General features: G+C 69.7%; 23 protein-coding genes. 9 read left to right on the top strand and 14 right to left on the bottom strand.

Annotated features, from left to right (window positions below; genetic code table 11):
* Window positions 1–115 precede the first annotated feature (115 nt).
* A complete protein-coding gene (gene groL, locus KUG43_RS14425) occupies window positions 116–1,774 on the top strand; it encodes a chaperonin GroEL (protein ID WP_216910172.1) in 1,659 nt (552 codons plus the stop codon).
* Window positions 1,775–1,809: 35 nt separating this feature from the next.
* Here the strand turns inward: groL and KUG43_RS14430 are convergent, their stop codons facing one another.
* From KUG43_RS14430 to KUG43_RS14455, 6 genes are read right to left on the bottom strand one after another with little or no spacing between them, the layout of a single operon-like run.
* Complete coding sequence (locus tag KUG43_RS14430) at window positions 1,810–2,514, bottom strand: N-acetylmannosamine-6-phosphate 2-epimerase (RefSeq protein WP_216910174.1); 705 nt, start codon at window positions 2,512–2,514, stop codon at window positions 1,810–1,812.
* Window positions 2,515–2,535: 21 nt separating this feature from the next.
* The gene (locus KUG43_RS14435) at window positions 2,536–3,033 is read right to left on the bottom strand and encodes a hypothetical protein (protein ID WP_216910177.1); all 498 of its coding nucleotides are present in this window, start codon (window positions 3,031–3,033) and stop codon (window positions 2,536–2,538) included.
* A 10-nt stretch (window positions 3,034–3,043) separates the two neighbouring features.
* Window positions 3,044–3,907: an ABC transporter permease gene (locus KUG43_RS14440; RefSeq protein ID WP_216910179.1), complete on the bottom strand. Its 864-nt coding sequence runs from the start codon at window positions 3,905–3,907 to the stop codon at window positions 3,044–3,046.
* A 19-nt stretch (window positions 3,908–3,926) separates the two neighbouring features.
* Window positions 3,927–4,949, bottom strand: coding sequence for an ABC transporter ATP-binding protein (locus KUG43_RS14445; protein WP_216910181.1), 1,023 nt, complete (start codon window positions 4,947–4,949; stop codon window positions 3,927–3,929).
* 38 nt (window positions 4,950–4,987) lie between these two features.
* Window positions 4,988–5,983, bottom strand: coding sequence for a heme o synthase (locus KUG43_RS14450; protein ID WP_216910183.1), 996 nt, complete (start codon window positions 5,981–5,983; stop codon window positions 4,988–4,990).
* Window positions 5,976–6,941 carry a COX15/CtaA family protein gene (locus KUG43_RS14455; RefSeq protein WP_216910185.1) on the bottom strand — a complete coding sequence of 322 codons (966 nt, stop codon included), beginning with the start codon at window positions 6,939–6,941 and terminating at the stop codon, window positions 5,976–5,978. The genes KUG43_RS14450 and KUG43_RS14455 overlap by 8 nt, the downstream gene beginning before the upstream one ends.
* Before the next feature lie 198 nt (window positions 6,942–7,139).
* On the opposite strand from KUG43_RS14455, the gene KUG43_RS14460 reads away from it, so the two are divergent.
* From KUG43_RS14460 to KUG43_RS14475, 4 genes are all read left to right on the top strand, one after another.
* Complete coding sequence (locus KUG43_RS14460; RefSeq protein WP_216910229.1) at window positions 7,140–8,018, top strand: cytochrome c oxidase subunit II; 879 nt, start codon at window positions 7,140–7,142, stop codon at window positions 8,016–8,018.
* Window positions 8,019–8,065: 47 nt separating this feature from the next.
* Window positions 8,066–9,733 carry a cytochrome c oxidase subunit I gene (ctaD, locus tag KUG43_RS14465; protein WP_216910187.1) on the top strand — a complete coding sequence of 556 codons (1,668 nt, stop codon included), beginning with the start codon at window positions 8,066–8,068 and terminating at the stop codon, window positions 9,731–9,733.
* 46 nt (window positions 9,734–9,779) lie between these two features.
* Window positions 9,780–10,382 carry a cytochrome c oxidase subunit 3 gene (locus KUG43_RS14470; protein ID WP_216910189.1) on the top strand — a complete coding sequence of 201 codons (603 nt, stop codon included), beginning with the start codon at window positions 9,780–9,782 and terminating at the stop codon, window positions 10,380–10,382.
* A gap of 121 nt (window positions 10,383–10,503) precedes the next feature.
* Window positions 10,504–10,881, top strand: coding sequence for an AbrB family transcriptional regulator (locus tag KUG43_RS14475; protein ID WP_216910231.1), 378 nt, complete (start codon window positions 10,504–10,506; stop codon window positions 10,879–10,881).
* 18 nt (window positions 10,882–10,899) lie between these two features.
* Here KUG43_RS14475 and KUG43_RS14480 read toward each other — a convergent pair whose 3' ends face one another.
* Both KUG43_RS14480 and KUG43_RS14485 read right to left on the bottom strand, forming a co-directional pair.
* The gene (locus tag KUG43_RS14480) at window positions 10,900–11,490 is read right to left on the bottom strand and encodes a DUF308 domain-containing protein (RefSeq protein ID WP_216910190.1); all 591 of its coding nucleotides are present in this window, start codon (window positions 11,488–11,490) and stop codon (window positions 10,900–10,902) included.
* Between the two features lie 102 nt (window positions 11,491–11,592).
* Window positions 11,593–12,234: a riboflavin synthase gene (locus KUG43_RS14485; RefSeq protein WP_216910192.1), complete on the bottom strand. Its 642-nt coding sequence runs from the start codon at window positions 12,232–12,234 to the stop codon at window positions 11,593–11,595.
* Window positions 12,235–12,303: 69 nt separating this feature from the next.
* Between KUG43_RS14485 and KUG43_RS14490 the strand changes: the two genes are divergently transcribed.
* Both KUG43_RS14490 and KUG43_RS14495 read left to right on the top strand, forming a co-directional pair.
* Window positions 12,304–12,864: a bifunctional nuclease family protein gene (locus KUG43_RS14490; RefSeq protein WP_216910194.1), complete on the top strand. Its 561-nt coding sequence runs from the start codon at window positions 12,304–12,306 to the stop codon at window positions 12,862–12,864.
* Window positions 12,865–12,880: 16 nt separating this feature from the next.
* Complete coding sequence (locus tag KUG43_RS14495) at window positions 12,881–14,029, top strand: aldo/keto reductase (RefSeq protein ID WP_502988620.1); 1,149 nt, start codon at window positions 12,881–12,883, stop codon at window positions 14,027–14,029.
* Window positions 14,030–14,044: 15 nt separating this feature from the next.
* Here KUG43_RS14495 and KUG43_RS14500 read toward each other — a convergent pair whose 3' ends face one another.
* Genes KUG43_RS14500 through topA form a run of 5 tightly spaced genes read right to left on the bottom strand, consistent with a single transcriptional unit; the run spans window position 14,045 to window position 20,121 of the window.
* Window positions 14,045–15,067 (bottom strand): type 2 periplasmic-binding domain-containing protein, encoded by a 1,023-nt coding sequence (locus KUG43_RS14500; RefSeq protein ID WP_216910196.1) that lies wholly within the window; start codon window positions 15,065–15,067, stop codon window positions 14,045–14,047.
* Window positions 15,068–16,225 (bottom strand): nicotinate-nucleotide--dimethylbenzimidazole phosphoribosyltransferase, encoded by a 1,158-nt coding sequence (locus KUG43_RS14505; RefSeq protein WP_216910198.1) that lies wholly within the window; start codon window positions 16,223–16,225, stop codon window positions 15,068–15,070.
* Window positions 16,222–16,878, bottom strand: coding sequence for a DUF2232 domain-containing protein (locus KUG43_RS14510; RefSeq protein WP_216910200.1), 657 nt, complete (start codon window positions 16,876–16,878; stop codon window positions 16,222–16,224). The genes KUG43_RS14505 and KUG43_RS14510 overlap by 4 nt, the downstream gene beginning before the upstream one ends.
* Window positions 16,879–16,882: 4 nt before the next feature.
* Window positions 16,883–17,392, bottom strand: coding sequence for a hypothetical protein (locus KUG43_RS14515; protein WP_216910202.1), 510 nt, complete (start codon window positions 17,390–17,392; stop codon window positions 16,883–16,885).
* Window positions 17,392–20,121: a type I DNA topoisomerase gene (topA, locus tag KUG43_RS14520; RefSeq protein ID WP_216910204.1), complete on the bottom strand. Its 2,730-nt coding sequence runs from the start codon at window positions 20,119–20,121 to the stop codon at window positions 17,392–17,394. Before topA ends, KUG43_RS14515 begins: the two co-directional genes overlap by 1 nt.
* A 184-nt stretch (window positions 20,122–20,305) precedes the next feature.
* Here topA and KUG43_RS14525 point away from each other — a divergent pair, with 184 nt between their 5' ends.
* Both KUG43_RS14525 and KUG43_RS14530 read left to right on the top strand, forming a co-directional pair.
* Window positions 20,306–21,847: an NAD(P)H-quinone oxidoreductase subunit N gene (locus KUG43_RS14525; protein WP_216910235.1), complete on the top strand. Its 1,542-nt coding sequence runs from the start codon at window positions 20,306–20,308 to the stop codon at window positions 21,845–21,847.
* Between the two features lie 18 nt (window positions 21,848–21,865).
* Window positions 21,866–22,549, top strand: a complete 684-nt coding sequence (locus tag KUG43_RS14530) for an ABC transporter ATP-binding protein (RefSeq protein ID WP_216910206.1) — start codon at window positions 21,866–21,868, stop codon at window positions 22,547–22,549.
* Window positions 22,550–22,587: 38 nt separating this feature from the next.
* On the opposite strand, the gene KUG43_RS14535 is transcribed toward KUG43_RS14530, so the two are convergent.
* Window positions 22,588–23,640, bottom strand: a 1,053-nt coding sequence (locus tag KUG43_RS14535; protein WP_216910209.1) for a M23 family metallopeptidase, incomplete at its 5' end; no start/stop codon positions are given.

Raw genomic sequence — 23,640 nt, forward strand, 5'->3', positions numbered from 1 at the left:
GACGGGGGTCCGCAGCCGACCCTGACCGGGACATTCGGCTTTCCCCACCGATGGGCGGATGCCACCGGCGGGGTCGCCGTGGGACGCTGCGACAGCTTCTCTTAACACCCCGTCGATGGCCAAACTGATCCAGTTCGCCGATGCCTCCCGCGAGTCGCTGGAGCGGGGCGTCAATGCCCTGGTCGATGCGGTGAAGGTCACCATCGGGCCGAAGGGCCGGAACGTGGTGCTGGAGAAGAAGTTCGGCGCCCCCGACATCGTCAATGACGGCGTCACCATCGCCAAGGAGATCGAACTTGAGGATCCCTTCGAGAATCTGGGCGCCAAGCTGATCCAACAGGTGGCCTCGAAGACCAAGGACACCGCCGGTGACGGCACCACCACCGCCGCCGTCCTGGCCCAGTCCCTGGTGCATGAGGGCCTGCGCAACGTGGCCGCCGGTGCCAGCCCCGTCGCCCTCCGTCGCGGCATGGAGCAGGCCACGGCCCTGGTGGTGGCCGGGATTGCCGAGCGCTCCCGCGCCGTGGCGGGGGAGGCCATCCGCCAGGTGGCCACGGTGAGCTCCGGTAACGACGAGGAAATCGGCCGCATGATCGCCGAAGCGGTGGAGCGGGTGAGCGCCGATGGCGTGATCACCGTGGAGGAATCGAAATCCCTGGCCACCGAACTGGAGGTGACCGAGGGCATGGCCTTCGATCGCGGCTATTCCTCCCCCTATTTCGTCACCGATCAGGACCGGCGCGAATGCGCCTTCGACAATCCCCTGCTGCTGATCACCGATCGCAAGATCAGCACCGTGGTCGATCTGGTGCCGGTGTTGGAGGCCGTCTCCAGGAGCGGCCGGCCCCTGGTGATCCTGGCCGAGGAGGTGGAGGGCGAGGCCCTGGCCACCCTGGTGGTGAACAAGACCCGGGGCGTGCTCCAGGTGGCCGCGGTGCGGGCGCCGGGCTTCGGGGATCGCCGCAAGGCCATGCTTGAGGACATCGCCATCCTCACCGGCGCCACGGTGATCAGCGAGGACAGGGCCATGACCCTGGACAAGGCCACCCTGGCCGACCTGGGCCATGCCCACCGCATCACGATCAGCAAGGACGAAACGACGATCGTGGCGGCCGACGACCAGCGCGCTGCGGTGACCGACCGGGTGGCCGCGATCAAGCGGGAGCTGGAGGCCACAGATTCCGACTACGACCGCGAGAAGCTCAACGAGCGCATCGCCAAGCTGGCCGGTGGTGTCGCGGTGATCAAGGTGGGCGCCCCCACCGAGACCGAACTCCGCAACCGCAAGCTGCGCATCGAGGATGCGCTCAATGCCACCCGGGCGGCGATCGATGAGGGCATCGTCGGCGGCGGCGGCAGCACCCTGGTCGCGCTCAGCGAGGAACTGGGAGCCCTGGCCAGCCGCTGCGACGGCGACATCCGCACCGGGGTGGAGATCGTGCAGCGGGCCCTGTCGGCGCCGGCCCGCCAGATCGCCACCAACGCGGGCGCCAACGGCGACGTGGTGGTGCAGCAGATGCTCAGCCAGGGCAAGGGCTACAACGCCCTCACCAACACCTACGAAGATCTTCTGGCCGCCGGCATCCTGGACGCCGCCAAGGTGGTGCGTCTGGCCCTGCAGGACGCGGTTTCGATCGCCTCGCTGCTGATCACCACCGAAGCCGTGATCGCTGACAAGCCGGAGCCCGCCGCTCCCCCGGCCGGCGATGGCGGCATGGGTGGCGTGGGCGGTATGGGAGGAATGGGCGGCATGGGCATGCCCGGCATGATGTGAGCCCCCTCGGGGGCCATGGCCGGTTGGGCTGGGGCTCAGCCGGCCATCGCCTTCACGTAGGCGGCGACCTGCAGATCCACGCCGGTGATCGCCGTTCCCACCACAACGGCATCGGCGCCACCGTCCAGGGCACGGGACGCCTGCGGCTGGCTGGCGATCCCCCCTTCGCAGATCAGCGCCACAGCCTCTGGAAGGTCACGCCGCAAAGGCCCCAGCAGGTCCCAGGCCGGGGGCTGCAGCGAGGCGGTGGCCTCGGTGTAGCCATAGAGGGTGGTGCCGACCCATGGGCAACCCAGGGCCGCCGCCCGCAAACCGTTCGCGACGCTGTCCACATCCGCCATCAGCGGAGCGCCCAGTTCCGTGCGGGCGCGCCGGATCAGGTCCTCCAGCGCCTGGCCATCGGGGCGTGGACGCTCGGTGGCATCGATGGCCACCACATCGGCTCCAGCCGCCCAGACGGCACGGATCTCCTCCCAGCCGGGGGTGATGTACACGGCGCTGTCCGGGAATGTGCGCTTCCAGAGCCCCACGATCAGGGCCCCGGGGCAGCGGCGGCGCACCGCGCCGATGTGCTCCGGACTCTCGAGCCGCACCCCGGCGGCCCCCTGGCGCAGGCTGGCCTCCGCCATCGCGGCGATCACGGCCGGATCGCGCATGGGCGAACCCTCCGGTGCCTGCACCGACACGATCAGGCGGCCGTTCAGGGCGGCGCGTTCAGGCAGGGGACGGGACGACAGCATGGACGGCGGTAAAAGGGATGATCAGCTGGCGCGACGATGCTGGGGATCGCCGGACAGCCAGGAGCGCAGCCCGGCCAGGGTGGAGGGCGCCGGGGCCGGGGGTGTGCCCGGGGGAAGAACGCTGAGGCGGGAGGCCTCGGGCAGGGACGTGGCAGCGGACACGGGCTCGGGAACCAGCGCGAGGTGAGCCGTCGCCTCCACGGCAGGCAGCGGCGGCGTCGAGAAGGCCGCTTCCAGGGCCGCAAAGGCATCGTCCACGCCAGGAGCCATCGGATTGGGGCGATCCAACCCAGGGGCCGTGGGGGCAACGGCCGGTCCCTCCAGGTGCTGGCGGAGCCACTCGCCGGCCTCGCTGCCCTGCTGGGCGATCAGGCTGCCGGTGCGGAACTGCTCCAGCGAACCAACCCCGTGGCGGTGGGCCCACTGGCGGATCAGACGGGCCGTGGCGGTGGTATCCCTGCGGTGGATGGCCTCGAGCAGCAGGTTGGAGAGCTCGGGCCGGGTGGGGGGCAGGGACACGGAAGGGGCGTCAGGTGAGCTTGCGATCCAGCATCGGGCGGATCAACAGGAACAGACCCGCCGCCAGGCCCGCCAGGATGGCGAGGCAGGTGGCCGCATTGAGGGACCCGTAGGGCGCCACCAGCACCACGTCGGTGAGGCGGAACGACCCCGCGTAGGCGGCGCGAATCGGTTCAATCGCGAAGGTAAGGGGATTCAGGGCCGCCAGCCAGCCCAACCAGGGGGGCATGAAGGAAATCGGTGCCAACGCAGTGCTGGCGAACAGCAGGGGAAGGTTGGCCACGAAGATCACGGCGATCAGTTCGATGTGGCCCGGCAGGGCGAAGGCCAGGCCGAGGCTGAGGGCGGTGACAGCGAAGACGAGCAGCAGCAGGGTGACCAGCACGAGCAGCAGCCCCGCCCCACCGGGCCAGCCATAGCCCAACAGGGCGGCGGTGGCCATGATCGCCAGGCTCTGCACCAGGCTCAGGCTGGTGATGTAGAGCACCGAGGCGAAGACGATCGAACTGCGGGAGCGCAGCGGCGCCACCAGCAGCCGGTTGAGGAAGCCGAACTCGCGGTCAAACATCACCGGCAGGCCGGCATTGAGGGCGGCACTGAAGGCGGTGAACACGATCACCCCGGCCCCCAGGAAGCGGCCGTAGCTGATGCCCCCGGGCAGCAGGCCCTCGGGGGCGTTGGCGAACAGGGCCCCGAACAGCACCAGCCAGATCAGGGGCTGAAGCACCCCCGCCACGAGGGTGGACGGACGCCGGGCCAGCTGGACGAACAGGCGACGGGTGAGGGCGAGGGTCTCCTGGGAGATCTCGGCGAAGGCCGAGGGCTCCGTGCTGGCGGAGGGGATGGGGGCGAGGGAGGGGCTGGCGCTGGTCATGGGGATTCGGGGGTGCGGGTCATCGCATCGACTGCTTGCGTTCCTCCTTGAGGTCCCGGCGACCCGCCACGGAAAGTTCCGCGTCGCTCAGGGTGCGGCCGGTGGCCTGAAGGTAGACGTCATCCAGGCTGGGGCGGCTCTGGGCCAGGGCGAACACCGGCAGCTGGGCCTCGGCCAGCTGGTGCCGCAGGGTTTCCACCACGCCGCTGTCCTCCACCACGAGGTTGAGGGAATAGCCCTGGGCGCGGTTGACCACCACCTGGCGGACGCCGCGGCAGGCCTGGAGAAGGTCGCGCACCCGGCTCGCCTCCTGTTCATCACTGAATTCCCGCACCCGCAGCGTCACCCGGTCGCCACCGAGGGCCCCTTTGAGGGCCGCGGGCGTGCCTTCGGCGATCACCCGGCCGCCGTCGATGATGGCCAGGCGGTCGGCCAGGGCATCCACCTCCTCGAGGTAGTGGCTGCTGAGCAGCACCGTGGTGCCCTGATCGCGCAGCTGCTGAAGCACCTGCCAGATGGTGGCGCGACTCTCGATGTCGAGGCCCACCGTGGGTTCATCGAGCACCAGCACCCTGGGCCGGTGCAGCAGCCCGGCGGCCAGGTCGAGGCGTCGGCGCATGCCGCCGGAGTAGCTGCCGCAGCGGCGGTCAATCCAGGCCTCCATGGCGAGGAGCTCAATCAGCTCGGCCGTGCGGGCGAGGCGGTCGGCGGCTGGCATGTGATGGAGATCCGCCTGGAGGTGCAGCAGCTCCCTGCCGCTGAGGATCTTGTCGATGGCCACATCCTGGGCGACATAGCCAAGCAAACGCCGGACCTTGCGGGGTTCGGCCAGGGCATCCACCCCGGCCACCTGGACCTGGCCGGCATCGGGAGCCAGGAGGGTGCAAAGGATGCGGAGGGCCGTGGTCTTGCCGGCGCCGTTGGGCCCAAGCAGTCCGTAGAGGGAGCCTGCCGGCACACTCAAGGAGAGGTCGTCCAGGGCCTGCACCGGCTCAACCTTGCGGCCGCCGAAACGCTTGCTGAGGTGCTGGAGCTCGATCAAGCCGGGATCAATCGCGAAGGGCCGGAAGCGAGGTCAATCTAGGCAGCTGCCGCGGGGGCCAGATGGAGCGCGGCGGCCACCAGGGCGCCCGGGGCCCCGGCGGTGGCCAGGGGGGTACGCGCCAGCACCAGCAGCAGGCAGATGCCGAAGAGGTAGAAGATCGACCAGCGGAACATGCTCCGGGCCCGGCGGGGATCTCTGGGATCCTCGAGCAGGCTGGCGCTGAGCTGGAGCAGCCTGGCGTTGAAGGGCAGCACCAACAGGCCGTACAGCCAACCGCCGCTGGGCAGGGCCACCACACCGGCCAAGCTCATCGCCACCGTGACCCAGCTGTAGCGGCGGATCGCCCCGGCCGTGACCTCCAGGCCCTTCACCACGGGCAGCATCGGGATGCCGACGGAGCGGTAATCCTCGTGCAGGAGCAGGGCCAGGGCCCAGAAATGGGCCGGTGTCCAGACCATCACCAGGCTGAACAGCCACCAGCTGCTCCAGCCCAGGTGGCCGGTGGCGGCGGCCGCTCCCACCAGGGGGGGAATGGCGCCGGCGATGCCGCCGATGACGATGTTCTGGGTGGTGCGGGGTTTGAGCAGGGCCGTGTAAAGCAGCACGTAGCTGCACAGCCCCAGCAGGGCCAGGGAGGCGGCCAGGGCGTTCACCCCCAGGACGAGCACCAGCACAGAAGCGACCGTGAGTCCGACGGCCAGGGCAAAGGCCTGGCGTTGCGCCAGCCGGCCCGACGGCAGCGCACGGCGACTGGTCCGCTGCATGCGGCCATCGAGTTCCTGCTCCCAGAGGCAGTTGAGAACGCCGGCCGCCGCCGAGGCCATCGAGCCACCCACCAGGGTGCAAGCCAGCCGCACCGGATCGAGGGGCCAGGCGGCTGTGAGGGCCATGCCTCCCACCGTGGTGGCGAGCAGCAGCGGGATCAGCCGCGGCTTGGCCACTTCAAGCCAGGCCGGCAACTTAACCGAGGGTCGGATCGCTGCCGGCGCCGGGGATGAAGCGATGGCCGACACGGCACTGACACTAACCATGGGCCACCTCAAGAGGGGTAGGAACGGAAGGGGACAGGAACGACAATCCCCAGAGGCCACCCAGCACTCCCACCAGCAGGGCAGCGGTGAGCTGGTGGGCCACGGTGACGGCCGGGACGGCCAGCTGGAGTCGCAGGGTGAGCACCCCGAGCACCACCTGGACCACCACCAGGCCGGCGGCGGCGAAGGCCAGACCCCTCGGCCGGCCGTGGCCGGCTGGGAGAGCCAGGGAGGCAGCAGCCAGGAGCAGCACCGCGACGGCCGCCGGGTAGGCCCCCTGGCGGTGCAGGAACAACCAGCGGCAACCTTCCCCGGCCTGGACACAGAGATCAGCGGCCCAGCGGCTGGCCATCGCCCCACCCAGCAGGCATTGGGCAGCGACGAGCGTGGCGGCCAGCACCGGCAGGGGGCTCCACCAGCTCGGCAGGGACCTGGACGCGGCAGCGGCAGCCTCCGGCTCAGGGCGCTCCAGCCCCTGATGCATGGCGCTCAGCAGCAGCACCAGGGTGAGGGCGGTGGCCAGATGCAGGGTGACGGTGGGCGGGGCCAGCTGGCTGAGCACGGTGAGGGCCCCCAGTCCCCCTTGCACCGCCACAAGGGCCAGGGCCAGGCCGGAGGTCCAGGGTAGCCAGCCCGGGAAGCGGATCCGGAAGCGCAGGCTGAGGGTGAACAACAGCAGCAGGGCAACCCCCACCAGGAAGGCGTCGAGCCGGTGGAACCACTCCAGGAAGACCTGCAGGTTCCACTGGCGACCCGGCCAGAGCACCCCGTAACAGAGGGGCCAGTCTGGGCAGGCCAGGCCCGCTTCCATCACCCGGGTGGCACCGCCGATCGCCACCAGGGCCACCAGGGCGACAACGAGGTGGGCCGTGAGCAGGGGCACCAGGCGCAGGGGCCAGCTGGCCCCCTCTGAGGACCGTGGCCGGGACAGGATTTGCGCGGACGGCGCCACGGCCATGAAGCAGGTGCTCTTTGGGCACCCAAGTTAGCGGCCATTCAAAGATGTGCGAATCAGCACATCGTGCGAACTGAATGTGAAATTTCTCCGAAATTGCTTCTCTGGCTACAACGAACGCACGGCCCGCGAACGGCCTTCCATAAGCTGTTGAGCTCAGGAGCGCTCCACCCTCCCGAGCGCCGTCCCGCCGCCGCCACCGTGCCGATTCCCTCCTCCCTGGTCACCCTGCTGGTGGGCATGGCGCTCGTCCTGTCCGGCCTCTGGGTCGGCTACAACGTCAACCTGCTCCCGCTCGCCGCCAGCGCCAACGCGCCTGTCTACGACTCCCTGTTCCGGGTCCTGTTCATCATCGGCACGATCCTGTTCCTGGGCATCGTCGGCCTGGTGGTGTTCAGCCTGGTGCGTTTCCGCCGTCGGGCCGGCGACCAGACGGACGGTCTGGCGATCGAAGGCAACCTGCCGCTCGAACTGGTCTGGACGGCGATCCCGGCAATCGTGGTTCTGTTCGTGGGTCTTTACAGCTACGACATCTACCAACGGATGGGCGGCATGAGCAGCCTCAACGACCATTCCGCCATGCATCAAATGCCCGCGATGGAAACCATGGAGGCTTCGGTGACTGGCGCCGAAGGTGCCCCAGACCCTGCAGCCCGGGTCTGGGGGGGCATCGGCACCGGGGCCGGGGAAACCAATGTGCTGCCGGTGGAGGTGACGGCCATGCAGTTCGCCTTCATCTTCCACTACCCGGAAGGGGACATCACCAGCGGCGAGCTCCACGTGCCCAATGGCCGCCCGGTGGAACTGCGCATGAAGGCCAACGACGTGATCCACGCCTTCTGGGTGCCCCAGTTCCGGATCAAGCAGGACGTGATCCCCGGCCAGCCCACCGTGCTCACCTTCACCCCCACCAAGGCGGGCAGCTACCCGATCATCTGCGCCGAGCTCTGTGGTCCGTACCACGGCGGCATGCGCTCCACCGTGGTGGTGCACGAACCGGATGCCTACGACACCTGGCTGCTGAAGAACAGCCCCGTGAAGGCCACGGTCGCCAGCGCCCCGAGCACCCCCACCGCCTGATCGTTCGCTCTCCAGATTTTTCCCTCCGCCCGATCGTTCCAGCCCCGATGACCGTCGCTTCCCCCAACGACTTCCAGGACAGTCTCCAGCCCCAGGGCTGGCTGCGCTATTTCAGCTTCAGCCTCGACCACAAGGTGATCGGCATCCAGTATCTGGTGACCGGCTTCCTCTTTTATTTCATCGGCGGTGCCTTGGCGGGGGTGATCCGGGCCGAGCTGGCTAGCCCGATCTCCGATTTCGTGAGCCGCGAAACCTACAACGAAGTTCTCACGCTGCACGGCACCGTGATGATCTTCCTGTGGATCGTGCCGGTGGTGAATGGCGGCTTCGGCAATTATCTGATTCCCTTCTATGTGGGTGCCAGGGACATGGCCTTTCCCAGGCTCAATGCCGTGGCCTTCTGGATGATTCCGCCGGCCGGAATTCTGCTGATCGGCAGCTATTTCATCACCGGGGCCGCCCAGTCCGGCTGGACCGCCTACCCACCGCTGAGCCTCACCACCCCCGCCCTGGGGCAGGTTGTCTGGATCGTGAGTGTCCTGCTGCTGGGGGGCAGCTCCATCTTCGGCGGCATCAATTTCATCGCCACCGTTCTCAAGCTGCGGCGGCCGGGGCTGAAGCTGATGCAGCTGCCGATGTACTGCTGGGCGATGCTCGGCACCAGCATCCTGGTGGTCCTCTCCACCCCCGTGCTGGCCGGCACCCTGCTGCTGCTCAGCTTCGACATCGTGGCCCACACAGGCTTCTTCAACCCCGCCCTGGGTGGAAATGTGGTGGTCTACCAGCACCTCTTCTGGTTCTATTCCCACCCGGCGGTCTACATCATGGTGCTGCCGGCCTTCGGCCTGGTGAGCGAAATCCTGCCCATCCACTCCCGCAAGCCCCTGTTCGGCTACACCACGATGGTGTACTCCATCCTGGCCATCGTCGTGCTGGGTCTGGTGGTCTGGGCGCACCACATGTTCACCAGCGGCACGCCCCCATGGATGCGCCTGTTCTTCACGATCGCCACCTCGTTCATCGCCGTGCCGACCGGCATCAAGTTCTTCAACTGGTTGGCCACTCTCTGGGGCGGCAAGCTGGCCCTGAACAGCGCCATGCTCTTTTCCTGCGCCTTCATCGTCAATTTCGTGTTCGGTGGGATCACCGGAGTTGCCCTGGCCCAGGTTCCCTTCGACATCCACGTCCACGACACCTATTTCGTGGTCGGCCACTTCCATTACATCGTCTATGGCGGCACGGTGTTCGTGATTTTCGCCTCCATCTACCACTGGTATCCGAAGTTCACCGGACGGATGCTCAACGAGGATCTGGGTCGCCTGCACTTTCTGCTCACCTTCGTGGGCTTCAACCTCTGCTTCGCACCCCAGCACTGGCTGGGCCTGAACGGCATGCCCCGCCGGGTCGCGGAGTACGACCCCAGCTTCACCACCCTCAACCAGATCAGCAGTGTGGGGGCCTTGCTGATGGCCATCAGCAGCCTGCCCTTCCTCTACAACGTCCTGGTAAGCGCCTTCAAGGGCCAGGTGGCCGGCGACAACCCCTGGAACGCCCTCACCCCTGAGTGGCTCACCTCTTCACCGCCGCCGGTGGAGAACTGGATCGGTGCAGCGCCGCTGGTGGAACACCCCTACGGTTACGGCGTTGACGAAGACGCCCTGAGTGTGGAGGCCGCCACAGGCAGGGACCTCTGGAGCGGCACCGGTCGCCGCTGATCACCCCACCCCCATTTCCCATCCAGCCTCCCTCGTCCGTCGTGCCATGACCAGCCTCGCCACCAGCACCAGTGCCACCGAAGCGGTCACCGCCGAGCCCCATGAGGGCCATGCAGATCTGAGGCTTTTCGGCCTGGCCACCTTCCTGGTGGCTGACGGCATGACCTTTGCCGGCTTCTTCGCCGCCTACCTCACCTTCCGGGCGGTCAATCCCCTGCCGGCGGGATCCACGTATGAGCTGGAACTGCTGCTGCCGTCGATCAACACCATGCTGCTGCTGGTGAGCAGTTACACCTTCCACCGCTCCGGCCGCAATCTGCTGCTGGGCCAGATGGGCCCCTGCCGCGCCTGGCTGCTGCTCACCGCGGGCCTAGGAGCCGCCTTCCTGGCCGGGCAGATGGTGGAGTACTTCACCCTGCCCTTCGGCCTCACCGACAACCTCTTCGCCAGCACCTTCTATGCCCTGACGGGCTTTCACGGGCTGCACGTCACCCTCGGGGTGATCTGCATCCTTCTGGTCTGGTTCCAGACCCGCCAGGGCGGTCGCGTCACCAGTGCCGCCCCCTTCGGACTGGAGGCCGCCGAGCTCTACTGGCATTTCGTCGACGGTATCTGGGTGGTCCTTTACGGGATTCTTTACCTGCTCTGATTCCCTGACTGTTGCCTGTTCAGCACAACAATCGGCACAATCAATTGAGAAGTCTGCGTCTGACCGGCTGATGGGTGCCCAGAAAGGACCAGCCAATGAGGACAACTCAGGCGGAACCGTGATGCTGGAGGGCCAGGCCCTGCTGGACAAGGCCCGCTCGCTCAGCAACCGGCCGGAGGACCAGATCGCCCGGGCCTGCGGTTATGTCGGGCCGAGCGGCAGGGTGCTCAAAAAGAACTTTTACCGGGCCCTGGTGGCAGCCAAGGGCTACACCCTGCCCTCGGGTGGGGCCGGCGGCAGCGGTGCCAGTGGGCTTAGCAAGGGACGTCAGGCCGAATTCCGCACCCGTGTACACGGCAATGGCAACCTGCTCATCGGTCAGGCCTACACGCGGCGCATGGGCCTGGAACCGGGTCAGGAGTTCAGGATCGAGATCCACAAGGAAACCGGTTCGATCTGGCTGCTGCCCCTCGATGGTGCCGGCAACGCCCTCCCCTGAACCGGACGCCGTGGGCCGTCAGTCCGCTTCCGGGTGAAAGCTGGCGCTGAAGCGCAGCAGGTCGATGCCGCTGAACAGGAAACTGATCCCCACCAGGGTTCCCACCACCCAGAGCAGGCTCCAGAACTTGAGTGTGAGGATGACCAGCCCCAGGGCAAGCGTCACCAGGCCGTTCACCAGACCCCAGCGCCAGCCGCTGATCTGACGATGGGAGGTGGCGACCAGCACCTCCACCACCCCCTCCACCACGAACACCACGCCGATGGCCAGGGCAAGTCCGGCCATCGGAATCGCCGCCGCCGCCGGACCGGAGGCCATCTGCTGGATCATCCACACCCCCAGGATCAGGAACAGGGTGGAGGTCACCAGGCGCCAGAAGGTGATGGCCTTGCTCAGCCCCGGAGAGCGCAGCAGGGAGCTGATCCAGCCCACCAGGCCTCCTACCAGGAAGGCGATGGCCACCATGGCGGTGACCCACTTGGAGGCCAGCACGGGGAACACGAGGGCCAGCACCCCCAGCACCAGGAGCATCACCCCCTCCGCCAGGGTGAAGGCGCGCAGGGCCGACCCCATGGCCTGGCGGGAGGAGGGAACCTCGGGAGTCAGCATCTGTGCCGTTGGCGCTGTCGTCAGCGTGACAAAAGAGCCAGCCGCTGACCATGGGTGTTGATGACTCGCAGCATCCGGGGGTCAGGGTCCGCCGCCGGTCCGCTAACCCCAGCCGTGCTCGGCCAGCCAGGCGGAGGAGAGCGTCGCCTCCGGCGCGGCCGTTCCAGCTGGCCGCAGCAGCCGTTCGGTGTACTTGGCGAGCAGATCGGCCTCCAGGTTGACCCTCTCACCCACCCGGCGCCGCGCCAGGGTGGTGGCGCTCCAGGTGGTGGGAATCACGGCGATCCAGAAGCGGCTGCCGTCGGCCACGCAGCCGGCCACCGTCAGGCTGATGCCATCCAGCGCCACGCTCGCCTTCTCGCACACATAGCGGCCGTAGGCGGGATCCTGCCAGGCCACCTCCAGCCGCCAGGAATCCGGCTGCCGCTGGATGGCAGTGATCTCCCCGAGGCCATCGACGTGACCGCTGACCAGGTGGCCGCCGAGGCGGTCGACCAGGCGCAGGGCCGGCTCCAGGTTCACCCAGCCGCCGCCTGCGGCCCGCTCGGCCAGGGTGCTGCGGCCCAGGGTCTCCTCGCTGACATCGGCCCGGAAGCCATCGGCGAACAGCTCGGCCACCGTCAGGCAGACCCCGTCGACGGCCACGCTGTCCCCCAGGGCCAGGGGGCCGAGGTCGGTGCGCACCCGTACACCGGCCGGACTCCGTTCCAGCCTGCCGATGGTCTGCACCAGTCCGGTGAACATTCCCTGAGACGGCGGCACTGGCCATAATCGTTTCACGGGAACCATCACGTGCGAGGAGCGGGCCCGACCATGGTTGAAATGCGTGTCGCCGGGATCGCCCTGGATGCGGCCAGCCGAAGCCCGATCGTCCTGCTGCGGGACCCTGCCGGCCGCAGGCAGGTGCCGATCTGGATCGACCAGGCCCAGGCGCAGAACATCCTCTCGGGCCTGAACAGGGAACGGCCGCCCCGGCCCCTGAGTCACGACCTGATGGCCAGCCTGCTGGAGGCCGGCGGCCTGCAACTGGAGCGGGTGATCATCCATGCGATCGAGGACAACACCTTCCGGGCCGTGCTCAAGCTTCAGCACGGCAGCGAAGGTTGCATCGAGCTGGACGCCAGGCCCAGCGATGCCATCGCCCTGGCCCTGCGCACCGACAGCGGCATCTGGATGCTGGAGGAGGTGGTGGCCGATGCCTCGATCCCCGTCGACGCGGAGGCGGATGCCGAAGACCAGGAGGATTTCCGCCGCTTCCTCGACCGCACCAGCCCAGCCGATCTGATCCGCCACATCGGCCGAACGGTCGCCGAGCCCGATCTCGGCCCGGGGGAAGCCCCAGAGGCCCCCGAGGGTGACGGCCCTGGCGCCTGATCCCCAGGCCCCGCTCCTGCCGGCGGCACGGCGACCGTTTGGCCGCGGCAGGCCGGTGTCGACGTTCACCCTCGGCACGATGCGGGCCCTGGACTCCCCGGAGGCCACCGACGCCGTGCTGGTGGCGGCCCTGGCGGCCGGGATCAACCACATCGAAACCGCCCCCGCCTATGGCCCGGCCGAGGCCTTCCTCGGACGGGCCCTGCATCGGCTGGGGGAGCGGGATCCGGCCGGCCTCTCCGCCCTGGTGCTCACCAGCAAGCTGCTGCCGGGTCCGGGCCTCAATGAGGGCCGCAGCCAGCTGCGGGCCTGTCTGCAACGGCTGGGGATCGAACGGCTCGACAACCTGGCGGTGCACGGCCTCAACCGGCCGGAGCATCTGGAGTGGGCCCTGTCAGGACCAGGCGCCGAGCTGCTGGCCTGGGCCACAGGCGAGGGGCTGGTGGGCCAGGTGGGCTTCAGCAGCCACGGCGAAACGGCCCTGATCGAAGCGGCCCTGGGCAGCGGCCGCTTCAGCTTCTGCAGCCTGCACCTGCATCTGTTCGATCAGGAACGGCTGCCCCTGGCCCGCCAGGCCCTGGCGGCAGGCCTCGGCGTGATGGCCATTTCCCCGGCCGACAAGGGCGGCCGTCTCTATGCCCCCCCCGACGAGCTGATGGCCGACTGCGCCCCCTTCGCGCCGCTGGAGCTCGCCTACCTCTTCCTGCTGGCCGAAGGGATCAGCACCCTCACCCTGGGGGCCGCCCGGCCGGAGGACCTGGCCTGGGCGGTTCGCCTGGGCGCCGCCGCCGCTGTCCCCAGCGCCACCGAACGCCAGGCGCTCGCGGCGGCGCTGGCACGCCTGGAGGCGGCCGGGAGTGAACGCCTCGGAGCCGACCGCTGCGGCCAGTGCCGCCAGTGCCTGCCCTGCCCCAACGCCGTTCCGATCCCCGCCCTGCTGCGGCTGCGCAACCTGGCGGTGGGCCATGGCATGGAGCCGTTTGCGAGCGAGCGCTACAACCTCATCGGCCGGGCCGGCCACTGGTGGGAGCAGGTGGATGCCTCGGCCTGCGGCCGCTGCGGCGCCTGCCTGCCCCGCTGCCCGCTCCAGCTGGCGATCCCCGATCTGCTGGCCGACACCCACCGGCGGCTGGCCGCCGCGCCACGCCGCCGCCTTTGGGGCTGAACTCTGATGCCCCCTTCAAGCGCCAGGGGCAGGGGCGGCGCCATCCCACAGCTGCTGCAGCCTGCGGCGCTCGCCGGCCGCCATCGGCACCAGGCTGAAGCAGCGCTCCAGCACCGGCTGGGGGGGCAACAGCAGGGCAGCGACCGCCGCCGGGAAATCGGCCAGGGCCCGCTGCAGCTGGTCCCTGGGCAGGGGCGGCACCCAGCCCCCCGCCAGCAGGGCCGGCAGCAGGGGGGGCTCCAGGGCCTCCCCCAGCCACTCCAGGGGCGGTTCCGGATGGGGACCGGCCGGACGCAGCAGCAGATTCCAGCTCAAGGGAGAGCCGCTCTCGGGCAGCAGCACCTGCAGCCGGGGATCGCGGCGCAGCAAGCCCACCACTCTCTGGCGGGGCAGCACGGCGGCATCGGCTTCGCCGGTGAGCAGCAGGCTCAGGCCATCCCGTTCGTCGTAGGCCAGGGCTGAGCGCCGCAGTCGCCGCAGCCGTTCCGGGTCCTCCCCCACCAAGGCGATCGTCACCCGGGGGGAGGAGGGCAGCACCAGGCGGCCAGCCAGGCTGGGGTCAAGCAGCAGATCCCAGCCCTCGGACCGGCGCCGGGCCAGGTCGGGCCGGCTGCGCAGCACCAGCACCCAGGGGCCGTAGGACCAGGGGAAGGCCAGGGGGCCGCCACCGGATGGACCATGGAGCCGGGCCAGAGGGGCCGCCATCGGCTCGAGCCGCTCGACCAGGGCCGGGGTGCCGATGGGCTGCAAGTTGTCGAGCCTGAGCTCGCCGGCCCAGCCATCGCTGAGCTGCACCAGGCCCGTCAGGGGAGCGGCCGCCCGCGCCAGCACCCGGGCGGGATCCTCCAGAAGCTGGCTGCGCCAGGGTTTGGGCAGGCGGCGGACCCAGGCGGCGGGCAGATCGCCCCGGCTGCCCAGAAGCAGGGGCTCCTGGCGGTCGCAACCGGCCAGCAGGGTAAGCGCGGAGGCGGCACCGAGACGCAGCAGGGTGCGGCGGCTGAGGCCCGGGGATGGAGGTGGCAGGAAGGGGGCGCCCATTCAGCGGACCGTAGGCGGCGGCCCCAGCAGCGTGGCGCAGGCCTGGTCGCAGAGGTGGGCCAGGGCAGGGCTCGAGCGGCCGCTGAGCTGCCACAGCAGGGCCAGCCCCCCCGCCCCCACCCCCTCCTTGACGTAGCCCCGCTCGTAGGCCGCCAGGGCCGGATGGCAGGGATCGGTGAAGCGCAGGTCGGCCGCGAAGGCCAGGGGCTCCACCCCCCAGCGCTCACCGATGCGGCGCAGCAGCAGGGCCAGATCGCTGCCCGCCTCGTCCGCCACCCAGGCGGTGGTACCCAGGGCGGTGCCGGCGGCGATCGCGGGGCGCAGGGAAGGGGGTGCCAGGGCCAGGGCCAGGGCCAGCACCGCCGCCATCTGGCTGCCGCCCGCCAGCAGCACGGGCCGGCCATCAGCGGCGGCGGCCAGCACCATGGCGGCAGCCAGGGGCTGCATCGGATCCCCGAGGGCAGCGGCCACCCGTGCCCCAGCGGCCCCATCCCCTGCCACGGCGCCCTCCAGGCCCGCTGCCCGCAGCCCCCGTTCCACCAGCGCCCCCTTGCGGCCATGGTCGGGGTGGCGCAGGCTGCCGCTCACCAGCCCGTGGGCCGCTACCCCCAGCCCCACCAGCACGGCAAGGGCGGTGCTGGTGCCCCCGGGAACGCATTCCGCCAGCAGCAGGGGGCGCCCGGGGGAGAGGCGCTCGCCCCAGCGGCGGCCCAGGGCCAGCAGGGCCTCCAGCCGCCCCGGATCGAGGGCCTGGCCGCCGCTGAGGCAGCGGGCCGGGCCGCCCCCGGCCAGCCCCGGCAGCCGCAGGTGGGCCACCGACGGGGCCACCGGGCAGCCCAGGTCGGCCACCTGGGGATCCAGGGCCAACTCCCGCAGCACCACATGGCTGATCAGGGCGGGAGACACCCCGGCGGGCAGGGGCGGCAGGGCATGGGGACGCTCCCCGGCGGGGCCGAGCACCAGCAGTTCGGCATCAGCCGCCGCCGTGCGGAGACGGGAACTGGGGGTGGCTCCGGCGGCGGAGATACCGGGAACGGCGGCGGTGTCGGTGGCCGCCAGCAGCACCAGCACCTCGCTGTGGCACCAGCCCTGCCGCCAGGGTCCGCACCAGCGGTCGGCGGCAACCGCGGAACCGCAGATCCGCCGCAGCTGGCTCAAAGGGGGTCGAGGGCCACCAGTCCGCGCAGGGCGGGCGGCGGTTCGCTGATCGGCAGGTCGAGCCTTGGGAAGATCCAGTAGGCCACGGCATGCAGGGCCAACACCACGATCAGGTTCTGCAGCAGCACCAGCAGCAGGGCCGCGACCTGCACCTGGGCCAGGTCGAAGCCCCCGGCCAGGCCCACCACCCCCGCCAGGCGGTCGAGCAGGTTGGCGGCGGCGGTGGTGATCACCACCCAGAGGTTCTCGCCGACCAGCACCGAGAGCACCGCCACACGCACCAGGAAGCCGCCGGAGCCGATCAGGGCGCCCACCCCCAGGGTGAGCCACCAGCTGCTGCGGCGCCGCCAGCCCCAGCCCAGCCAGAGGGAGAGCAGGCCATAGGGGAACAGCACCAGGGGGCCGCGGATCGGCCCCATCAGCGCCACCAGCAGCAGGGCCGTCACCACCACCCCCTCCAGGGCGCAGCGCCAGCCGTGGCGCAGCTGCAGCAGGGCCAGGGGCAGGGGCAAGGCAAGGCGGAACAGGGGACTGCCCACCGGCAGGTAGTAGAGCGCCACCCACAACAGGGCGGTGGAGGCCGCCAGGTAGGCGGTGTCCATCAGCTGGCGCGCCTGGCGAGGGCTCAGCTGCCGCCGGGAGGGAGGGGTCATCGGCTCAGCGCGGCGCCGGCGCCGGTCGGGAGGCGGGGGCCGCACCGCTGCTGGCGGGGGCCGTGCTGCCGTTGGCGGGGGTCTCCGTGGCCGGCGTGCCGGCCGCTGGCATGCGCTCGATCGTTTCCACCTCGAATGGCACCCCGGCGGCCCGCAGCGCCTTGGTGACCACCTCGGCCGGGGCGGAGGGATCCGCCAGGGGCAGGCGGATGGTGACGCGGTAGGGGGCGGGCCGGACGGCCGGCGCCGCGGGGGTCACCGGGGTGGCCGGGGTGGCCGTGGCCGCAGGGCGTGCGGGGGGTTCCGCAGGGCGGGCCGGGTCAGCCGGGGACGGCGCTGGGGTGGCGGGGGTGGCTGTCCTGGGCGCGGTGATCGGGGGTGAAGCCGGGGCCGGGGCACGGGAAAAGCTGCGCGACAGGGCATCACCGAAGGCCGTACCACCGCAGGCCGAGAGCAGCAGGGGCAGCGTCAGCAGGGTTCCCGCCAGCGGAAGGGAGGGGCGGGGTGGTGCCATCAGCTGCCCGCGGGTTTGATCACCCGCACGGCGCTGGCCCGCAGCCGTCCAGATTTGGTGGTGGCGGGGGGTTTCTTGGCGGCGGCTGGCTTGGGGGTCGCCTTTTTGGCGGCCGTTGCCTTGGTGGCGGGCTTGGCGGCAGCTCTGGTGGCGCTGCGGGCCTTGGCTGCGCCCTTGCTGGTGGCAGCCTTGGCGGCCAGCAGCTCCACCGCCTGCTCCAGGGAAATGGTGTCGGCGGTGGTGCCCTCAGGCAGGGAGGCGTTCACCTTGCCCTGCTTGACGTACAGCCCGTAGGGACCGTCGAACAGCTGGATCGACTCCTCCGAGCCCTCCGGCGCCCCCAGATCCTTGAGGGCCGTGCGACCGCCTCGGCCCTTCTTGGGCATGGCCAGCAGCTCCAGGGCCCGGCTGAGGCCCACCGCCAGCACGTCGTCCTCGGCCTTGAGGGAGCGGTAGTCCTTCTCCCCCTTGCCCTTGTCGTGGACCACGTAGGGGCCGAAGCGTCCAAGCCCGGCCTGCACCTTGCCCCCCTCCGGGTGCTCACCCAGGTGGCGGGGCAGCCGCAGCAGCCCCAGGGCGTCCTCCAGGCTGAGGTCCTCGGGCTTGACGCCCTTGGGCAGGGAGGCCCGTTTGGGCTTGGGCACCTCCTCGCTCACCTGGCCGCGCTGCACATAGGGGCCGTATTGGCCGAACAGCAGGTACACCTGCTCGCCGCTCTCGGGGTCCTCCCCGAGCGATTCGGGGCCTTCGGCCTTCTGGCGCAGCAGCAGCTCGGCCTTCTCGGCATCGAGATCGGCCGGCGTGATCTCCTGGGGCAGGGTGGCTTTGAGCAGCTCCTCGCTGCCGTCCTCCGCCACCCGCTTGGTCTCGAGGTAGGCACCGAAACGGCCGATGCGCACCACGCAGGGCAGACCCTCCAGCACCACCGTGCGCGAAATGCCGGGGTCGATGTCGCCCTCCCGTTGCTGCACCTGGGTCTCCAGGCCCTTCTCCCCCTTGTAGAAGCCCTCCAGGTAAGGCAGCCAGGACACCTTGCCGGTGGAGATCTCGTCGAGGGTGTGCTCCATCTTCGAGGTGAAGGCCGTGTCCACCAGGTCGGGGAAGTGCTCCTCCAGCAGGGCCGTCACCGCGAAGGCCGTGAAGCTGGGGGTGAGGGAGTTGTTCTGCAGGGTGGCGTAACCCCGGTCGACGATGGTGCCGATGATGCTGGCGTAGGTGGAGGGCCGACCGATGCCCTCCTTCTCCAGGGTCTTGACCAGGGCGGCCTCGCTGTAGCGGGCGGGGGGCTGGGTCTGGTGGCCGAGGGCCTCCACCGTCCGGCAGACGGGGGCATCACCGACGGCGAGCGACGGCAGCAGCACCTCCTGGCCCTCCAGGGCCGCGTCAGGGTCGTCGCTGCCCTCCACATAGGCGCGGAAGAAACCGGCGAAGTCGATGCGCTTGCCGCTGGCCCGGAAAGTGGCGCCCGCCGCTTCAATGTCGACGGCCAGCAGGGTGAGCCGGGCGTCGGCCATCTGGCTGGCCACGGTGCGCTTCCAGATCAGCTCGTAGAGCGCCAGATCGCGGCCATCAAGGCCGGAATCCTTGGGCGTGCGGAAGCTCTCGCCGGCGGGCCGGATCGCCTCGTGGGCCTCCTGGGCATTGCGGGCCTTGGTGCTGAACTGGCGTGGCTCCGGGCTGAGAAATTCCTTGCCGTACATCGCGCCGACGCAGTTGCGCGCCGCCGTCAGGGCCTGGTCGGAGAGGTGCACCGAGTCGGTGCGCATGTAGGTGATGAAACCCCGCTCGTAAAGAGCCTGGGCCGTGCGCATGGTGTCGCGGGCCGAGAGCCGCAGCTTGCGGTTGGACTCCTGCTGCAGGGTGCTGGTGGTGAAGGGGGGCACGGGCCGCCGCACCGTGGGCTTCTCCTCCACCGCCGACACCCGCCAGGGGGAGCTTTCCACGGCGGCCTTGAGCGCGCCGGCCTCAGCTTCACTGAGCAGCTTCACCTTGCTGCCCGGCTTGAGGCCGCCGGTGGTCTCGTCGAAATCGGAGCCGCCGGCGATGCGCTCGGACCCCAGGTGGGTCAGCTTGGCTTCAAATGGCACAGCGGCCTGCGCGAGGCCGGCCTTGAGATCCCAGTAACTGCCGCTGCGGAAGGCGCGGCGGGCCCGCTCACGCTGCACCAGCAGCCGCACCGCCACCGACTGCACCCGTCCGGCGGACAGGCCCCAGGCCACTTTCTTCCACAGCAGGGGCGACAGGGTGTAGCCCACCAGGCGATCGAGGATGCGGCGGGTCTCCTGGGCATGGACCAGCTCCATGTCAAGGTCGCGGGTCTGGTCGAGGGCGCGACCGATGGCCTCCTTGGTGATCTCGTGGAACACCATCCGCTTCACCGGCACCTTCGGCCCCAGGAGCTGAAGCAGGTGCCAGCTGATGCTCTCGCCTTCCCGGTCTTCGTCCGTGGCCAGCAGCAGCTGGTCGGCATCCTTGAGGGCGTCCTTGAGCTCCTTCACCACCTTTTTCTTGTCCTTGGGCACCACGTAGAGGGGCTCAAAGGCGTTGGCGGTGTTGACGCCGAGGTTGGCCCACTTCTCTCCCTTGTGGGCCGCAGGAATCTCGCTGGCGTTGTTGGGTAGATCGCGCACATGGCCCATCGACGCCTCCACACGGAAGGTCTTGGGCAGGAACGCCCGGATGGTGCGGGCCTTGGTGGGGCTCTCGACGATGACCAGGGTGTGGGCCACGGGAAGGCGCGATACCGCTTCCTTCTTTATCGCATCGGCGGACCCGGCGGGTATCGGGGCACCAGACCGCCCCCCCAGATGGCGGCTACAGTCCGCCACATCGCGTGCCTCCCCGAACCCTGTGGCAGACCTGTTTCTGGCAGCAGCGAGCTCCGTCACCACGGCCGCTTCCGCCGCCGAAGCCATTGCTTCCGGTCTGGGCACCGGTGCGCTGGCCCTGCAGCTGAATGCCGGGGCGATCGCTCCGGAAGTGGCCGTCCTGCTCACCCTGGTGGTGTGCCTCGTGGTCGACCTGGCCGGTGAGAAAGCCGCCAGCCGCTGGGTGCCGCCGATCTGTTACGGCGGCCTGGGGGCCTCCCTGGTGCTGCTGGCCCTGCAGTGGGACAGCCCCCTGGAGCCCTCCTTCCTCGGTTCTTTCCTGGCCGACAACCTGGCGATCGCCTTCCGGGCGGTGGTGGCCGCCTCCACCTTGATCTCCCTGCTGCTGAGCTGGCGCTACGTGGAGCGCAGCGGCACGCCGATGGGCGAATACGCCGCGATCCTGCTGGCCGCCACCCTCGGGGCCATGTTCCTGTGCGGCTCCACCGACCTGGTGAGCATCTTCATTTCCCTGGAAACCCTCTCGGTAGCGAGCTATCTGCTGGCGGGATACATGAAGCGGGATGCCCGCAGTTCCGAGGCGGCCCTGAAGTACCTGCTGGTGGGATCGGCCGCCGCCGCGGTGTTCCTCTACGGCGCCTCCCTGCTCTACGGCCTCAGCGGCGGTGCCACCAGCCTGGCCACCATCGGCGTGGCCCTGCAGACCAGCGCCTCACCGATCACGGCTCTGGCCCTGGTGTTCGTGCTGGCCACGGTGGCGTTCAAGATCGCGGCGGTTCCTTTCCACCAGTGGACCCCCGACGTCTATGAGGGTTCCCCCACGCCGGTGGTTGCTTTTCTGTCGGTGGGCTCCAAGGCCGCCGGTTTCGCCCTGGCGGTGCGGCTCCTGGTGGGCTGTTTCGAGAGCTTCGATGCCCAGTGGAAGTTCCTGTTCACCGTGCTGGCGGTGCTGAGCATGGTGCTGGGCAACGTGGTGGCCCTGGCCCAGACCTCGATGAAGCGGATGCTTGCTTACAGCTCCATCGGTCAGGCCGGCTTCGTGATGATCGGCCTGGTGTGCGGCACAGAGGACGGCTTCTCGGCAATGGTGCTGTACATGGCGGCCTATCTGTTCATGAACCTGGGCGCCTTCGCCTGCATCATCCTGTTCTCTCTGCGCACCGGCAGCGACCGCATTGCTGACTACGCGGGCCTTTACCAGAAGGATCCCCTGATCACCCTGGGGCTGAGTCTGTGCCTGCTCTCCCTTGGTGGCATCCCACCGATGCTGGGCTTCTTCGGCAAGATCTACCTCTTCTTCGCCGGCTGGGCCGACCATCAATACCTGCTGGTGGTGGTGGGTCTGGTCACCTCCGTGGTGTCGATCTACTACTACATCTCGGTGATCAAGATGATGGTGGTCAAAGAACCCCAGGAGGCCTCCGATGTGGTGAAGGCCTACCCCGCCATCACCTGGAATCTGGCCGGCATGCAGCCCCTGCGGGCGGCCCTGGTGGGCTGCGTGGTGATCACCGCCGTAGGCGGCGTTCTCTCCAGCCCCCTGTTCGACTGGGCCAGCTCCACCGTGGCCGGCACCCCGATCCTGCAGCAGGCCATCGCCGCCGCGGCCATCGCTCCACTGGGCTGAGTTCCTAGCCTAGTGGCCATGGATCTCCCCAACCCACCGGTGGCCGAGCTGGTCCACGTCTCCAAGGTCTATGGCACTGGTGACACCGAAGTCAGAGCCCTCGACGACCTCTCCCTGACCGTGCAGCAGGGCGACTACCTGGCGGTGATGGGGGCCAGCGGCTCCGGCAAGAGCACGGCGATGAACATCCTCGGCTGCCTCGACCGGCCCAGCTCCGGCAGCTACCGGCTCAACGGCACCGATGTGGAAAGCCTCGATGACGACGCGCTGGCCGACCTGCGCAACCAGCAGCTGGGGTTTGTGTTCCAGCAGTTCCATCTGCTGCCCCAGCTGAGTGCCATCGACAACGTGATGCTGCCGATGATCTATGCCCGCATCCCCAAGGAGGAGCGGCGCCGGCGAGCCCTGGCCGCCCTGGATCGGGTGGGCCTTTCCCACCGGCTGGAGAACAAGCCCAACCAGCTCTCCGGCGGCCAGCAGCAGCGGGTGGCCCTGGCCCGGGCGATCATCAACGATCCGGCCATGCTCCTGGCCGACGAGCCCACCGGCGCCCTTGATTCCCACACCACGGAGGAGGTGCTCAGCCTCTTCGGTGATCTCAATGCCCAGGGCATCACGATCCTGCTGGTGACGCACGAAAGCGAGGTGGGCGCCAGGGCCGATCGGGTGGTGCACTTCCGCGACGGCCGCATCAGCGGCTGAGCACACCGCTCAACGCAACGGCGGCGACAGGCCAGAGCTCAGCCGCGTGAAGGGCGTCCCGCCGGCAGGGGCAGCCTTTCACCGGGCAGGGGCAGGGGCGAGCGGGGCCGCTCCAGGGTGGCGATCAGCTGGCCCATCAGCAGGGCCACCGCGTCGGTGGCACCACGGCCATCCGGGCCGGCCAGGCCGGCGAGCAGGCTGCCGCCGGGGTCGAGATCGCCCGGATCGGTGGCGACCCAGCCGCCATCCTGGGGCAGGCGCAGCTCAAAATGCAGGTGGGGACCGGTGCTCAGGCCCGTACTGCCAACCCGACCGATCACCTCACCCTGGCGCACCATCTCGCCGTCCTTGACGTAGAGCTCGGACAGGTGGCCGTACAGGGTGCGGCGACGGGGGCGGTCATGCTCGATCTCCACCGCCAGGCCATAGCCGCCGGCCAGACCGCTGCTGACGACGCGACCGGAGAGGGCCGCCACCACCGGGGTGCCCTCGGGGGCCGCCAGATCGCGGCCCGCGTGCATCAACCAGCTGCCAATCACCGGATGCAGGCGCCAGCCGAAGCTGCTGGTGGTGACCGCTGAGCCGATCAGGGGGAAGAGCAGTCGCTGGTTGCCGTTGCCGCCGATCGGGGCAGGCCGGGGGGTGACCCGGAACACGTCGGTGAGCCGGAAGCTGCCGCCGGCGCCGGTGAGCAAGGCGCTGACAGGGACGGTGATCGGCGGCAGGGGGGAGGCGTCGAGGCCGAAACCGCCGAAGCCGATGCCGCTGCCCCCAGCCGCCAGGTCCCCGTCTCCCAATCCGTCGGAGAGGCCATCCTTGCGGCCACGGCCGATGATGATCACGCCGCTGTTGCATTCCTGGACCGAGAGTGCCCCGGCACGGCAGGCCTTGCTGCGGGTGGCCGCCTCCTGGGGCGAGAGCAGGGCGCCGCGCACCCGCACCCGCTCGCCAGGGGTGACCACCCCTTCGCGAACCAGGGCATCAAGGGAGGCATCGAAGCGGCGGACCGGCTCGGGGCGCCGCTCCTCCATGCCGGGACGGATGGTGGCAGGAGGAGCCTCACCGCCGACCGGCGGTGGCGGCGCCAGGGG

Source organism: Synechococcus sp. CCY 0621, assembly GCF_019038465.1.
Lineage (GTDB): Bacteria > Cyanobacteriota > Cyanobacteriia > PCC-6307 > Cyanobiaceae > Cyanobium.

Excerpts from the sequence above, each read along its gene's own strand:
- KUG43_RS14515 (WP_216910202.1), bottom strand. The coding sequence starts at position 17,392 with ATGGCACCACCCCGCCCCTCCCTTCCGCTGGCGGGAACCCTGCTGACG.
- KUG43_RS14440 (WP_216910179.1), bottom strand. The coding sequence starts at position 3,907 with ATGACCAGCGCCAGCCCCTCCCTCGCCCCCATCCCCTCCGCCAGCACG.
- KUG43_RS14455 (WP_216910185.1), bottom strand. The coding sequence starts at position 6,941 with ATGGCCGTGGCGCCGTCCGCGCAAATCCTGTCCCGGCCACGGTCCTCA.
- KUG43_RS14430 (WP_216910174.1), bottom strand. The coding sequence starts at position 2,514 with ATGCTGTCGTCCCGTCCCCTGCCTGAACGCGCCGCCCTGAACGGCCGC.
- KUG43_RS14510 (WP_216910200.1), bottom strand. The coding sequence starts at position 16,878 with ATGACCCCTCCCTCCCGGCGGCAGCTGAGCCCTCGCCAGGCGCGCCAG.
- groL (WP_216910172.1), top strand. The coding sequence starts at position 116 with ATGGCCAAACTGATCCAGTTCGCCGATGCCTCCCGCGAGTCGCTGGAG.
- KUG43_RS14500 (WP_216910196.1), bottom strand. The coding sequence starts at position 15,067 with ATGGGCGCCCCCTTCCTGCCACCTCCATCCCCGGGCCTCAGCCGCCGC.
- KUG43_RS14480 (WP_216910190.1), bottom strand. The coding sequence starts at position 11,490 with ATGCTGACTCCCGAGGTTCCCTCCTCCCGCCAGGCCATGGGGTCGGCC.
- KUG43_RS14470 (WP_216910189.1), top strand. The coding sequence starts at position 9,780 with ATGACCAGCCTCGCCACCAGCACCAGTGCCACCGAAGCGGTCACCGCC.
- ctaD (WP_216910187.1), top strand. The coding sequence starts at position 8,066 with ATGACCGTCGCTTCCCCCAACGACTTCCAGGACAGTCTCCAGCCCCAG.
- KUG43_RS14450 (WP_216910183.1), bottom strand. The coding sequence starts at position 5,983 with ATGGTTAGTGTCAGTGCCGTGTCGGCCATCGCTTCATCCCCGGCGCCG.
- KUG43_RS14530 (WP_216910206.1), top strand. The coding sequence starts at position 21,866 with ATGGATCTCCCCAACCCACCGGTGGCCGAGCTGGTCCACGTCTCCAAG.
- KUG43_RS14475 (WP_216910231.1), top strand. The coding sequence starts at position 10,504 with ATGCTGGAGGGCCAGGCCCTGCTGGACAAGGCCCGCTCGCTCAGCAAC.
- KUG43_RS14490 (WP_216910194.1), top strand. The coding sequence starts at position 12,304 with ATGGTTGAAATGCGTGTCGCCGGGATCGCCCTGGATGCGGCCAGCCGA.
- KUG43_RS14485 (WP_216910192.1), bottom strand. The coding sequence starts at position 12,234 with ATGTTCACCGGACTGGTGCAGACCATCGGCAGGCTGGAACGGAGTCCG.